This is a genomic window from Nostoc sp. UIC 10890 (assembly GCF_054786515.1).
In genome coordinates this window covers 4,960,624-4,974,398 of sequence record NZ_JBSGKF010000001.1, presented here as the reverse complement: position 1 = coordinate 4,974,398, position 13,775 = coordinate 4,960,624, and the positions used below count along the sequence as shown (strand labels likewise).

Here is a 13,775-nt window from a genome sequence, read left to right as displayed (position 1 = left end):
TTGTCGCCAGTCTAAAGTTTGATTTTTCTTAATTAGTTAAGGGATTGTGGATTCGGGACTGGGGAGATGGGGGACAAGAAGGAATTATTGAATAAGTCTCTTCTATTCTTTGTCTCCCTCTCTTCCTTGTCTGCCGTTTTGTCTCTTCTTCATTCACCATGCCCAATATTTAAACATATAAACATTTTTTAGTTAACAAAAAATTTTCAAACTCTGCTGCTGGCAAGGGACGACTAAATAGAAAACCTTGCATAGAGTTACAGTTGTGTTGGCGTAAAAAAGTCAGTTCTGCTTCCGTCTCTACACCTTCAGCAACTACATCTAAATTGAGATTGTGAGCCATTTGAATTAATGCTTTAGTAATGGCTGACTTCTGTGGATCGTTAGCAACATTATGAATAAAGTAACGATCAATTTTTAAGGTGTTAATTGGTAAATTTTTTAGATAAATTAAAGAAGAGTAGCCAGTTCCAAAATCATCGATCGCAATTTTCACACCCAATGATTGCAATTTGCTCATAGTAGAGATCGCACTATTTACATCTTGCATAATCATACTTTCAGTGAGTTCTAGTTCCAAGTAATGTGCTTCCAACTCATTGACAGCTATCAAATTGACGAGGTTATGAATAAAATCTGGTTGATTAAATTCAATTACTGACAGATTTACAGCAACAATCAAGGAATTTATTCCGACATCGCGCCAGCTTTTAATTTGTTGACAGACCCTTTTTAATACCCATTTACCAATAGGAACAATTAAACCTGTAGACTCTGCTAACGGAACAAATTCTGTTGGGTAAATCATCCCCAACTCCGGACTTTGCCAGCGCAATAAACTTTCAGCAGCTACTATCTTCCCAGAAGCAATATCAACTATTGGTTGATAATAAATTTCAAACTCTTGAAATTTATGTTGCTTGATAGCCCGATGTAAGCTAATTTCTAACAACTGCATCTTTGGAGACAAGTTGTTAATTACAGTCTGAGGAGATAAATACCTTTTTAAGGTAGCGTGCTTTTCCAGCCTGTTCATGATGGCACTTAATAACTCAGCCCGAGTGAATGGCTTAGTTATATAGTCATCAGCACCCATATCCATGCCTTGACGGAAGTCAGATTTGGCTGATTTGGCAGTTAGAAAGATGAAGGGAATTGTTGCCGTTGATGGATCTTGACGTAACGTTGTTAGCACGCCATAACCGTCAATTTCTGGCATCATCATATCACAGAGAATTAAATCGGGAACTTCAGAGATAGCCAAATTTACACCGATTCTGCCATTAGCCGCAGCAATAGTTTCAAAATCTTCAGCTTCTAGCAAATCTAAAATGTTTTCACGGACTGCTTCCTCATCTTCTATTATTAAAATTCTTGGCATAATTACCTCAATTTATATTTTATTTTTTAATTAAAAATGACAGTAGACTTTCTACTAAATTCCAGTTTACTTATTACAAAAATTAGCCTTTCTAGATATATGTACACGTTTTTTACAACTGCTATTCCTAATTCAGTACTTAGTATATTACCGATATTACTAGCGCGATCAAAGGATTCAAACAGATATGTTATATTTTCTTCTGGAATACCAATTCCCCAATATTGAATTTCAAATACTGCTTGCCTATGCTGACAAAGGAGACTAAACTTGACAATGCTATCATCTGAGGAATATTTAGTCGCATTTGAGAGCAAGTTAGTCGAGATGCGTCCCAGCAGTTTTTCATCCATGCAGCAGGTTACAGATTTATATTGACTGGTGAAATAAATCAAACGCCGATAGCCCAGATTCATCTGTACTTTTTCTAGTAATTGTCGGCTGTATTTGACCAAGTTGAAGGATGTTGGTCTATACTCTAATTTTCCCGCTTCTGACTTACCGATAATCAACACATCATTCAATATCTCAGTCATGATTATGTGATATTTGGGTGCATTCGTCTGCATTACCTTGGTATCACACTTACAGTAGAAGTCCAAATCCTCCTTAGAAACTCTAATTAGGCGAACAAGTTTGCCTGTCGTATCTTTACGTACTATAGCGCGTGCTAGTAACCATTTGTACTTGAGTAATTGTCTCTCAACGAGAATCTGATATTTTACCTCAAAGGAACCAATACTAGGTTTGTCTTTAGTTTTCTCTATTTTTTGTGCTAATCCTTGAGAGATACTTTCAGGGGTAATATTACCAAGAATCTGACTTTGGTTATCTGTAACTGGCAATAGATCACACTGCTGCTGGCGCAAACGTGAAAATATTGAGGCTATTTCCGAAAATTCTGACACGTCTAATGTTATGACCGAGGTATGGATAACTTCAAAAATATTGGCTGTTTTCAAGCTAGTTCCAGAAGCTACAAGCAGTACCATATCATGCTTGGTGAAGCACCCCACTATCTGCGAAGATGAAGAAATCAAGACACTCTTGCCCCGCGCTACCATCAGTGCGTAGGCGTAGCCCCTCGTAGAGATTGCATCTAATAGTGATGTTTCCGGTACAACCATTGGCAACGAACAGTCAATTATTGACTCTAAGCTTTGTAGCCCGATAAGCTGAGGTAAAGCTTGCATAAATTTTTACGATAGCTATTATCAAATAATAGTTATCTAAAGCTGGTTATCTAAGTATTTTCTAATATTTTGACGCTAAATAAGTAGTAATATTTGGGATAAAAACACTACAAAAAGTGTGTTAAGAATTACAAACCAGCTTATATCCAGCTAGTTGAGGATTGGGCACAATAGGCAGAGGGGCAGGGGGAAGGGTGTATAGGAGAGGAATTTTCCGCCTGCTCCCTGTCTCTTGACTAAGGACGCAGCTGCACTCGTCGTTCGCCGTAACGTAATAGCCTTTCTATGGTTACAAGCCGATTTTCCCAAGCTTTGACTTGATAGGAATTCGACTTAATTTCTTGGCTCATCAATACCCGAAATTGAGACTGGAAACGACTTAGAGAGGCTCTCGCCACTAGTAACTTACTAGGAGAAGGGGAAGCGGCAAGCTGATTTAAAGCACTGCGTAAAACTTCTGCCTGGTTGTTAAAATCTGATATTTTCTGAGCAGGCCTTTGTACTTGGTCATTTTGGAAAATAAATTTCCATTCTCGTTGCAGCGCACTGTAACGGATGGCAGCAGTTTGAAAAGGTTGGCGGTGAGGAATCGGTTCACTTTTTGTGGATTGAACCCTACCTTGGGTACTACTAAAAACTTTTTGTAGATCGTTGTTAAAATTTTCTGCGGCAAAAAGTGCATAACCACTAACTGGCAAATCCCTTACCAATTGGAGTTGATCGAATGCCCCGATTGTTGGCAAAGAAAGTAAGCGAATTCCCGGCACTAATAAGGTAGCTCCCAATTGTTTAGATGCAATCCAGGGTTGGGCCAGTCGTTGGAAGCGAGAAGTGTCTAGAGCATAAGTCATGGGAACAATTAAATCTACATCCCCACGCCTTGCCCAAGTTTCCCAGTTTTGTTGAATTTTCTGAATCCGTTCTGCTTCCTGCAAAGGAAATACTGCAACCGACAAAATCAAATTCGGTTGCTTTTGCCTTAACTGTTGTGATGCTTGGGCGACAAAACTATCAACTTGCTCGGTGCGAAATTTTGTCCACTTTTGCCACAAGTCTGCTTGGCTAGGGGAAATATTCACTGGATCTACGCCAGTAAGTTGCTGAAATTGCGCTCTTGCAGCTTTGCCATAGCCATAGATTCGACCTGCTGATGGGTCTTGGAAAGGATAGCGAATGTAGTCTAGCTGTAGACCATCCACTTTATATTTAGTGACAATTTCTTCATACAGTTTGAGCAAGTACTGCCGCACTTCGGGGTTGGCTGGATCGAAAAATGGCTTACCCTGACCAGCGGGAATCATGTTGCCAAGGTTATCGTAGTTTGCCCAATCGGGATGAGCCGCTAGTACTGGCCCTGGATAATTAGGATTAATGTTGAGAATTTCATTGTGACGTTGGTTCCCAGCAGCAAAAGTCCAAACCCAAGCGTGTAATTCCATGTCTCGCTCATGGGCTAATTTCACCGCCTCTTCCAATGGGTCCCACCCACGAATTAATGGGTTTTGCTCTTTTGCAACTTGGCTCGGATAAATAGTATAGCCAGCGTTAACAGTTTCAAAGAAGACGGTATTAATCCCAGCTTGGGCGAGGCGATCAAAAATCTGTGCCAGCCCCGCCTTGCTCCCAGCACGAACAATTGTGCCCCGATCTAACCAAACTGCGCGAATTTCTGGTTGAGCTAGTTTCCGATCAACAGGAAACTGTTGCCACAAGGTCGTTTTAGCGATTAGCCACTGCTGACGAGCCAGAGCGTAATTTTTTTGAGCAATCAATTGAGGTAAGTTTTTGGCAATTAGCCTTGCTTGTGCCAATGCTTGCTCTTTACTCGTGCCTAGCGATCGCAGTTGGGTTGAGGCTAATTGTAATGGCTGCTCTTTGACATTTGAAGACTGCTTTTCCTCAGATATCGTTTCGCCAACATTGGCTGCATCTGCTAACACTGCTAAATGGGCACTTTCCACCCGACCAATGAGATTTTCTAGCTCTTGCTGGAGGGCGATCGCTTGGTTGTTGTCAATCGGCTCATTGGAGTTGGGTGCCACATCTAAACGCACCGCTTCTTCCAATTGGTCAATAGCCTCCTGGGAAGTTGGGGGTTTGACCATTGGAATCGCTCTAGGGATGGGAGCAGTGGCAGTTTTAGGAGGAGGAGATGAGGGAGATAAATTGCTTCTCTGCCCCCCTGCCCCCCTGCCCCCCTGCTCTCTCGGCGCAGCTGCCACAGTCGTAGAGCAGTTTTGGGAACCTCCTGCTATTTTTTTCATGCGATTTGATGGTGCTGGCGCTGTCAGATAGTGATTGACAGCAGCTTTTAACCAGGCATTATCTAACTCGGCGGCTGAGGCTGTATCTGTTCCCCAACGCCAGCCCAAAAAGGTGGAACGCTCAGTTGTCACGACTGCGGCCGGATTATCTTTGGAATTCCAAACCGCGGGAGATTGAGTACCCATATCGTTAGGAATCACAACGCCGCCGCGCACTTTGCCAAAGAGTTCAGTTTGATTTGCCCATTCTGGAATCTTGGTTTTTGTGGGTTTAATCTGTTCTGTTTCACTGAGGCTGAATCCCCAATAACCTCCCAATAGCGATCGCAATAACTGTCGTACTCCTGGCGATGACAAACTACCTACGGGGCCACTGGCAATCAGGCGTCCTCCCTTACTCATCCATTCTTCGAGAGCGATCGCTTGGGTTGGTGTTAATGTCTCGACGTTTGGCAAAAACAATACTCGGCGATCGCCCCAATCTGCCATACTCTTGACATCATTTATGGGGATTACACAATATTTCACCCCTATTGCCTCTAAGCGATCGCTAATCCCTGTCCATTGATTTGCATTTTCTTGGCCATACACTACGCTTAATACGGGTTCTTCGATTGCTGCCGTTACTGGCAAAATACTCAAAAAATTTAAAATTACAATTTCACAACTTAAAATAAATAATCTTCTAGATTCTTTAATTTTTAAACTTATATCTTTTTGGTTTTCTTGATGCCTCACCAGTCACTCCTCATTTTATTATTAATTGAGTTATTAGTAAGAATTCATTAGTACATACATCTAGGACTCTGGCTTGATTCCTGGTAAGTTTACTGATACTATAGCCTGAATTCCGTAAACCTACTATTAGTCTACCTTTTCCTAAATAAAATAGGATTCCTATAGAAGTACTTAGTGAGTTACTTTCACCAATCTAGCCTATCAAAACCAATAAAAAATGCCAAGATTGATACTCAAATTGTCACGGGCGATTCTACATAAATTGTTGGCTCTTGCAGCGTGAATTTAATTCCATTAGTAACTAGCTTTTTAGAAATTTTTTCATTTGCTAATTCCAACAAGCGTTTGCGTAATTGCAAAGAGTTCTCACTGGAACCCAAAATAAAAAATGTCACTCTTGTTCTAGTTATCTGTTTTTCTGCATTGTTGTGGGTTAAAAAAGTAATACTGGTGCTGCCTGGATCGATACCAAATAGCGAATTAGTACTTTCGACAATTACCTGTTGAACCAGAGCTTGTTCTGGGTCTTGCAGCAAGTCTAAAAAATCGAGGTAGAGCAGCACCATAACTTTCTTGCCTCGTGTAATATTTTCAATTTCTAAGTTTGCCAATATTGAATTGGGAATAATAAACAACGTACTTTTAGCAGCAGCGCGAATTTTGGTTGAACGGATGCCAATTGACTCCACTCGGCCAAATAAACCTTCAGGAATTTGTTGAGATTTCTGTAAACGAATATATTCTCCAGGAACAAAGGGGCGATCTAAATACAACACAATTGTTCCCAACAATTGCTCTAGGGTTTTCTGAGCCGCAAAAGCTACAGCTAATCCACCAATTCCTAATCCAGTTAATAATCCAACTAAATTAAATTGTTGACTTTGGGCAAATGCCAGAACAGCAATAAATCCGATAATTACATTTGCAAAAGTTTCAAATACTAAAAGTAATTCATCTACTTCTCTACCAAATTTCCGTAATATTTCAATTCCATATACTCGAATAAATTGTCGGAATAAACGAGAACATAGCCAAGCGATACTGACAATAACAGCTAAATCAACGATGGGGGAAATAAGTCTGTAGATAGATTCATATTCTACAATCCACGCTAAAGATAATGAAATGAGAATTAAACTACCTGTGATTCTAAATAAGTTTCTAATTGGGTCAATTAAATTGTTATAAATACTGGCTACTTGCTGCGGTGCAAAACGTCGAATAATAATTCGTAAGAATGTAGGAGTATATCTTCCTATCAGTAAAGACAGCAAAATAAAAATTAGAAAGACTCCAAGTCTAGATAGCGCTGATATTGTGCTATCACGTTGAAGAAATTCTAGAATAATCCGTGAAATATTCGTCATTATCTCTAAATTGTAATGGGCGAGTCCACATAGATTGTTGGTTCTTCTATATCAAAAGCAATACCATATTCTTTTAAATACTGAGTCATGCTTTCAGTTGCCATATTTAACAATTGACGACGTAATTCCATAGAGACATCTCCAGAGCCTAAGATAAAGAAAGTAACTTGTGCTTGAGTTTTGTCTGGATCTATGGAATTATTTATGCTCTTAAAAGCCACTTCTGTATTCCGCGAATCAATCCCAAAAATACCATTTGTGCTGTCTAGAATAACTTGGCGAATTAAGGCTCGATCTTCACTACTGAGCGTTCGGTAGAAGGTCAAATACAGAATAGACATGACTTTCTTTGCACCAGTAAAATTTTCAATATTTACTTGAGTCAGGGAACTGTTGGGAACTATCATCACAGTTCCCTTACCGGATGTTCTAATTCGGGTGGATCTTAATCCTATAGATTCAACTCGTCCAAAAGTTCCATCGGGAAGACCAATATAATCATCAATCACGAAAGGGCGATCAAGATAAAGAACAATGCCACCCAAAACTTGCTCTAGGGTTTTTTGAGCAGCAAAGGCTACTGCTAAACCACCGATTCCTAAACTAGCTAGCAATCCTAAAAGATTAATTTGATGTGTTTGAGCATAGGTAAGAATCGCTAAAAAGATAATGATGAGATTGGCAACCCATTTGAAGAGAATCAGTAGCTCACTGCTGATTTTTTGCCCAGTTTTGAAAGCAGCATTTAATAAATAGAAATCAAAGAACTTTTGAAATAATTTAGAGGCTAACCAACTGACTGCGATCGCCAGAGTTAAACTCACAATAATTTCTAATGAGTTTGTCCACTGATTTCTAGGTAAAAAGGATGTAACAACCTCAAAAATTCCAATTACAGCTACCACAATTAATAAGTCTTCATTTGGCTTGATTAACTTTTGGTAAATATCGGTAATTTGGAGAAAACCCAAACGTTTCCAGAGTAAATTTGTCAATGAAATCATGAAACGACCAACTATGAAAATAAAAAGTCCGGCTACTAGCCCTAGTAACCCAATTTGTAAGTCTCTATTTGTGAAAATTTCTGACGAAAAAATATCCATTTCGGAAATTAATGTACAAGTTGCTATCAAGAGCATCCCAAATTGGTAAATCTACTTTCAATCTCTCTACGACACTCTGTCACCAGTTGCTAAGTTCAAACACATTCAGAAAACACGATTAATCATCAGGATTGTTGACCGCTGACCGTTGAAAATCAACAGGGAACAAGCTACATGATTAAATATGCAATCTTTTATGCGTAACAGCTTACAAGCTTGGTAACAAAAGCAAAGACAAAAAATATTGATGGTGGAGATTTATTCGTGTTTTTCCAAAATTGGGATGGTCCCTTGCTATCTGGCTGAACTCCTGGTATAAGTTTTCTCTAGCTGCCTTTTCCTGAGATATCCGCCCTATTTCTTGACAGATTAGATTATCAAATGATATGCTTATCTATGGTCTTAAAGACAAACTTATCACTTAAACTGTCCAAACTACTAAAATATTCTTTGGAGTGAATCTTTTAGCAGTTATTTTAATCGTTTGAATCCTGAGATAAAGATATCCAAAAATAGATGCTGGATAGATATGCTACTGCTATGATGCAGATATTTCGGATAAGGTTAAAATCAGTCATGAGATTTAATTAAGTGTAATAGTGAACAAGAAGCTTACAAATCAAAATTTGTAAACTTTGTGTGTTGCATCCAAATGTATGAATGCCAAAAATTTTTAGCCCAAAGACTTGGACTAGGCAAAGTTAATTTGGTCGGTGAATCGATGAAACTTCGTATTTAGGCTATTCCCTAAATATGACTAACCTTAGAAGCTATCTATCTAAAATTGACCACACAAACACGTGCAGTTTGTGGATTGCCCTCAATTCTATTGGGGCAGGTGGCTAAAGATGGTAAGGATTTAAATTTACCTTGTTTTTGATCAGCTTTTTACCAGAGCTATTTTTATGTTGCTAACCCTAAACTGCTGTACATACCAGCAGCAATGCCCAGTTAGCTAGCATTGGTTAGCTGATTAGCCTAATTGCCTGCACGCTATCGCTAAAATTTACCTGCTGATTTTCAGTCTACACCATAAGGGATCAAAAAACTAGGTTAAAAATGCGTTCTCCAAAGCACTAAGCAAGAAGCTCTTGCAGAACGTAGTTAAATTGTCTAGACTAAAGAGTTAGCAAAATCCAGTTTAAAGAATACAGGTATGGATTAAATCTTCAACTCCTGCTACTGGTAAGATTTTTGTATCTAATTTACACGCTAATTCTTCAATACTCATATCATCTAAAAATACCAATTCACCATGTTTGAGCATTACATTTGGCAGTAAAATTCCTTCTCCCAAATCTTGCCCTTGTAAGTTCAACAGCAAATCATGACCTGTTAGTAAACCCGTGACAGTGATATTTTGTCCCCAATAATCACTGCATAAAGCACGCATATTTACTTCTAAACCTTCAACAGAATTTAAACGTTTCAAGATAGGTTGAAATGCGTTTTCTACTGCGTTGCCTACTACCCAAGTTAATTTTCTCTGAGGATAAACTTTTGACGGTAGTAATTCTGTTGCGGCGGCTGCAAATTGTTTAATAAACAATTGAATAGAACCAACACCGTTATCAATTTGGGGATATTCTTCATACTCAGATTCGCTTGGCAATTCCTCACCTGCAATCAAAAACCATTCATCAGCTAACCAAGCAACGCTGGAACCAAATTTCTGGCGAAATTGCCCTGATAGTGTTTTGACTTGAGAAATCACTTCTTTAGCTTTTTCCCTGGTTACGGGTGTGAGTTCGTCTTCTTGGGGACGGAACCGTGTCAACCCGACTGGCACAACTGCCACCGATGCCACAGTAGGCACTTCACCAGTATGAAAGGACGCTAAATCTTTGAGAGTTTGCTCCAGATGTTTACCATCATTAATACCAGGACAAACAACTACTTGAGCATGAATTTGTAGCCGCCTTTTTTTAAACCACTTGAGTTGCTCTAAGATTTGTCCCGCACGCTGATTTTTCAGCAGCCTAATTCTAACTTCGGGTTCTGTAGCATGAACAGAAACATATAACGGAGACAAGCGCATTTGTTCAATCCGCTGCCATTCTCTTTCTGGCAAGTTGGTGAGGGTAAGATAAGAGCCGTACAAAAAGCTTAGACGGTAATCGTCGTCTTTAAAGTACAAGCTGGTGCGCTTACCTGGTGGTTGTTGGTCGATAAAGCAAAATGGACAGCGGTTATTGCATTGAATTAAACCATCAAATAGGGCTGTTTCAAATTCTAGCCCCAAGTCTTGGTCGTAATCTTTTTCGATTTCTAGGCTATGAGTTTTACCAGCAGCGTCTAAAACTTCTAGTTCCAAGATTTCATCAGCACACAAAAACTGATAATCAATTAAATCGCGGGGACGTGTACCATTGATAGCAACGATCGCATCCCCGGCTTCAAAGCCAATCTCTGCGGCTATTGAGTCTGGAAGAACCTTGGTAATTCGGGCAGGATGAATTGTATTCATGGGGCATGGGGCATGGGGCATGGGGCATGGGGCATTGGTCATTTAGTTTGGACAAATGACTAATGACAAATGACTAATGACTAATAACTATTATCCTTTCCAACCTGCTGCGATCGCAGCTAAAATAGCACTACCGAATGCTAATCTATACCAAACAAAAATCAACGTGTTTTTGGTTTGTAAGTATTTGATCAAAAATGCAATTGATAGGTAGGAAAAAATAAAAGTTGAAATAATCCCTACAATTAACAGTCCAACAATGTTATCTGGCAACTGTTGGGCTTGAAATAAATTGAATATTTTTAGGCTTTTATACAGGGTAGCAATAGTAAGCGTTGGAAACCCTAACAAAAATGAAAATTTCGCTGCTGTATCGCGTTCTAATCCTAAAAATAAGGCAGTTGTCAACGTTGAACCAGAACGAGAAACACCCGGAATCAAAGCAAGTGTTTGTCCCAATCCAACTAAAATACCATCCCGAATCTGCAATGAATCGAAACCTCGCTTGCGAGTGCCAATTTTTTCTGCTAACCCTAGTAAAATCGCCATAATAATTGACATTATGGCAATTATTAATGCACTTTCCGGTAGAATATCTTTTAAAATAAAGCCGGTAATTAAAGCAGGTATTGTTCCTACTGCAATACCAACAAGAATTTTCCATTCCTCACGTTGCCAGTCTTTCTCTTTTAGTGCTTTGATTCCACCTTTGACAATACTAGAAATCAGTGACCAAAAATACCAAACAATTGCTATAACACTGCCAAATTGAATTGCATCAACAAAATCTTTAGAACCTAGTTCTTTCCAACCAAATACCTTTGTCACAATCAGAAGATGTGCAGTGCTGCTGATGGGCAAAAACTCTGTAATCCCTTGAACAATACCCAAAATAAAAGCTTGGATAAACTCCATATACAATTAATACCTTTTTTCTGTTATAGACATAATTGTTTAGATGATGTTCTTTTATATACTCTCTCTTGCACCTACATCTTGTAGAAAATTCAATTTGACTGAATCAATAACATCATCGAAGACGCTGACTATGTTCTTACACCCACCTCAATAAGTCAACGCAATTTTGGTAATTCATCAAACTTTAATATTTAGCGGACTGATACCAGTTCACTTTTTAACTAGCATTCAGCACTGACTCAAAGCCCCACTATCGCTAACAGCACTCCTGAAAGAGGAGTTATGTATATAGTGCAAATTTAATGGATTCGTCTAGTGCAGAACGTTTTGTTTAGTTTGCGCCCGCGCTCCCCGAAATTTCAGTATAATTACAATGCCCCAGGGGGGGATTTTAAAGTGTGATATCTTAAATAAGATAAAGTTTAGTAACAAATATTAAAAACTTTGATTAATAATACATTGTCCTCCTACACTGCTTCTACCCCTTCTATTGATACCGAGTTGAATTTAGCTGACACTGGGCAGAATGGCATCAGGCAACTGGAATCTACACTTTCCTTGTCTCCTTCTCTCCCCTTATCTATTTCTGAGCGACAAACTTGGCTAGTGTTTGCGGCGGCAGTGTTTTTGGTATCAGTGCCAGTATTTATAGAAGCGCCAATAGTGCGATCGCTACCAAATCTGAGTTTAGCGCTTACAGCATTTTGGGTGTGGCTAAGTTTTAGCTTAATGTCACGGACTGCAACCTACGTCTGGGGAGATTTGCTCTTAGGATTTAGCGGTAGTTGGTTAGCAGGAGCGATTTACTGGGGCTGGTTACGTTGGGAACCTTTATGGCATCTGCCAGTGGAATCTATCGGTTTACCGTTTGCTTGCTGGTGTCTAATGAAGAATTGGGGCAAGGTGGGTAGCTGGTTTTATTTAGGTTCTTTACTCGGTACAGCTTTAACAGATGTATATTTTTATCTAGTAGATTTGATGCCCTATTGGCGGCAAATTATGAGAGTAGATGCAGATAGCGCACCGCAAATCTTACAAAATGCCCTCATGCAAGTACAAACACCCTGGGGACAAAGTTGGGCAATAATTCTTGCCTTAGTGCTACTAACAGTCGGGATTTTAGCTTTAGGTCGAAATCAAAGACACTGGTATGCCTTTGGTGGCGCAGTTTTAAGCACAATTTTGGTAGACAGCCTATTTTTGTTAGCTGCGATCGCAGCGTGAACCAGGCCAGAGGTTGTAATCATCGTGTAGCCTTCTCTTATCGAAACTTTTTCCAGCCCAGTCTACAGCACATCAAGAATGAGGCTGTAGATAATTAATTGGTTAAGAAATATTACATAACAGTTCATCACCATCAAGCCTTCTTACTAGGGTTTTCGGTATTAGATATCTGACGGTTTTGTGTCTGCTTGGCAGGTAGAATCAGCCACCCCGAAAAGATTTCGTCTAGCGGGGAATGCTACCAGGATCATGGATAGAAGACTATTGCAGCCATGCGGGCACTCTTCCTCGATGAAAATTTTTGGCAAAATTACAGTCAAACCCAGTAACGGTAAATATTGTGGATATTAATACGCTGTATATTAGTTTCTGATGACTGCTGTGTTAATTAAGCTATCAGCTTTTGTCCTTTGTCCTTTATCCTTTGTTCTTAGCGCTCTCACGTAGACGCATTAGCGACTTCCCGCAGAGTATGACTAATAACTAATGACTAATGACTAATGACCACTGTTAGCTTAAAACTTTTATTGCTGTTTGATGGAAAGAGGTAGAAAATCGTGAAAGGATTGGCGCGTTTATTAACAGTGTTTAGTTTGTTACTTGGTTGCTGGGGATGGTTGGGAACAACTCAGATAGCCCAAGCTGCTAGTTTCAACAGTTTTGCTTTTCCCCAAGTCCCAGTTTTGGCAATTGAGCGGCAGAATCGGGCAGATAAGAAGCTAGGAACGGAATTTGGTAAAAAAATTGATTTGAATAATACCAACGTCCGAGCTTTTCAGCAGTTTCCAGGACTTTATCCCACCCTGGCTAAGAAAATCATCATAAATGCTCCCTACAAAAATGTAGAGGATGTATTGGATCTTCCAGGATTGAGCGATCGCCAAAAACAAACCCTGCAAGCTAACCTCGATAATTTCACCGTGACAGAACTAGAGCCTGCCTTCAATGAGGGAGACGATCGCTTTAACAACGGTATCTACAGATAACTGTATATGCAGTTAATGTAGCAAATAGCAGCCCACTTCTGATTCTAAGAAGTGGGACATGATATGAGTTAGGAGTTAGGAGTTATGAGTTAAAAATTCACAACTCCTAACTCCTAACTTCTAAATACTCACTT

The 13,775-nt window shown here is 39.5% G+C and carries 9 protein-coding genes; 2 read left to right on the top strand and 7 right to left on the bottom strand.

The annotated features are described in order from the left end of the window. Positions 1 to 169 precede the first annotated feature (169 nt). The 7 genes from ACWATR_RS20525 to ACWATR_RS20495 all read right to left on the bottom strand — a co-directional run bounded on the left by ACWATR_RS20525 (position 170) and on the right by ACWATR_RS20495 (position 11,428). Positions 170 to 1,381: an EAL domain-containing response regulator gene (locus ACWATR_RS20525; protein WP_460336345.1), complete on the bottom strand. Its 1,212-nt coding sequence runs from the start codon at positions 1,379 to 1,381 to the stop codon at positions 170 to 172. A gap of 26 nt (positions 1,382 to 1,407) precedes the next feature. After that, positions 1,408 to 2,574 carry an ATP-binding protein gene (locus ACWATR_RS20520; protein ID WP_460336342.1) on the bottom strand — a complete coding sequence of 389 codons (1,167 nt, stop codon included), beginning with the start codon at positions 2,572 to 2,574 and terminating at the stop codon, positions 1,408 to 1,410. A gap of 236 nt (positions 2,575 to 2,810) precedes the next feature. Next, a complete protein-coding gene (locus tag ACWATR_RS20515; protein WP_460336339.1) occupies positions 2,811 to 5,576 on the bottom strand; it encodes a family 10 glycosylhydrolase in 2,766 nt (921 codons plus the stop codon). A gap of 233 nt (positions 5,577 to 5,809) precedes the next feature. Then, the gene (locus ACWATR_RS20510; RefSeq protein ID WP_460336336.1) at positions 5,810 to 6,943 is read right to left on the bottom strand and encodes a mechanosensitive ion channel family protein; all 1,134 of its coding nucleotides are present in this window, start codon (positions 6,941 to 6,943) and stop codon (positions 5,810 to 5,812) included. A gap of 5 nt (positions 6,944 to 6,948) precedes the next feature. After that, positions 6,949 to 8,046 carry a mechanosensitive ion channel family protein gene (locus tag ACWATR_RS20505; RefSeq protein ID WP_460336333.1) on the bottom strand — a complete coding sequence of 366 codons (1,098 nt, stop codon included), beginning with the start codon at positions 8,044 to 8,046 and terminating at the stop codon, positions 6,949 to 6,951. A 1,141-nt stretch (positions 8,047 to 9,187) separates the two neighbouring features. Continuing rightward, on the bottom strand, positions 9,188 to 10,513 hold the full coding sequence (locus tag ACWATR_RS20500; protein WP_460340564.1) for a TIGR03279 family radical SAM protein: 1,326 nt from the start codon (positions 10,511 to 10,513) through the stop codon (positions 9,188 to 9,190). A gap of 90 nt (positions 10,514 to 10,603) precedes the next feature. After that, a complete protein-coding gene (locus ACWATR_RS20495) occupies positions 10,604 to 11,428 on the bottom strand; it encodes an undecaprenyl-diphosphate phosphatase (protein WP_460336330.1) in 825 nt (274 codons plus the stop codon). Positions 11,429 to 11,875: 447 nt separating this feature from the next. On the opposite strand from ACWATR_RS20495, the gene ACWATR_RS20490 reads away from it, so the two are divergent. Together ACWATR_RS20490 and psbU are read left to right on the top strand one after the other, a co-directional pair. After that, positions 11,876 to 12,655 (top strand): DUF3120 domain-containing protein, encoded by a 780-nt coding sequence (locus ACWATR_RS20490; RefSeq protein ID WP_460336327.1) that lies wholly within the window; start codon positions 11,876 to 11,878, stop codon positions 12,653 to 12,655. 557 nt (positions 12,656 to 13,212) lie between these two features. Beyond that, positions 13,213 to 13,641 carry a photosystem II complex extrinsic protein PsbU gene (psbU, locus tag ACWATR_RS20485; RefSeq protein ID WP_069069002.1) on the top strand — a complete coding sequence of 143 codons (429 nt, stop codon included), beginning with the start codon at positions 13,213 to 13,215 and terminating at the stop codon, positions 13,639 to 13,641. Positions 13,642 to 13,775: the final 134 nt, after the last annotated feature.

Excerpts from the sequence above, each read along its gene's own strand:
- ACWATR_RS20525 (WP_460336345.1), bottom strand. The coding sequence starts at position 1,381 with ATGCCAAGAATTTTAATAATAGAAGATGAGGAAGCAGTCCGTGAAAAC.
- ACWATR_RS20520 (WP_460336342.1), bottom strand. The coding sequence starts at position 2,574 with ATGCAAGCTTTACCTCAGCTTATCGGGCTACAAAGCTTAGAGTCAATA.
- ACWATR_RS20510 (WP_460336336.1), bottom strand. The coding sequence starts at position 6,943 with ATGACGAATATTTCACGGATTATTCTAGAATTTCTTCAACGTGATAGC.
- ACWATR_RS20505 (WP_460336333.1), bottom strand. The coding sequence starts at position 8,046 with ATGGATATTTTTTCGTCAGAAATTTTCACAAATAGAGACTTACAAATT.
- ACWATR_RS20500 (WP_460340564.1), bottom strand. The coding sequence starts at position 10,513 with ATGAATACAATTCATCCTGCCCGAATTACCAAGGTTCTTCCAGACTCA.
- ACWATR_RS20495 (WP_460336330.1), bottom strand. The coding sequence starts at position 11,428 with ATGGAGTTTATCCAAGCTTTTATTTTGGGTATTGTTCAAGGGATTACA.